Annotated in this window: 1 protein-coding gene; it reads right to left on the reverse strand. The window is 58.8% G+C overall.

Annotated features, from left to right (window positions below; translation table 11 throughout):
* A partial coding sequence (locus ACO0K9_RS28185) for a helix-turn-helix domain-containing protein (RefSeq protein WP_422990725.1) occupies positions 1–217 on the reverse strand: 217 nt, incomplete at its 3' end.
* Positions 218–250: the final 33 nt, after the last annotated feature.

Raw genomic sequence — 250 nt, forward strand, 5'->3', positions numbered from 1 at the left:
CGGTAGTCAATAAGACTGCTCGCTCTTCCTCGCTGAGCTTATTGGCAGGCTCTGGATGAATGGTATCTGGCCGCTTATCTTTTGGGGTGTGCCGCCAGCGCTGTACGGTACGTTCACTGAGCCCTAGCAGTTCGCAAGCCAGATGCTGGCGTGCACCAGCAGCAACGGCGTCGTCAATCAGGTGCAGGGCACCAAGGCGATCCGGGGCGGCTATCATTCTTCCTTTGCCACTCCCCAGATCGCCTCGGCT

Source organism: Undibacterium sp. Ji50W, assembly GCF_049340445.1.
GTDB lineage: Bacteria > Pseudomonadota > Gammaproteobacteria > Burkholderiales > Burkholderiaceae_D > Undibacterium.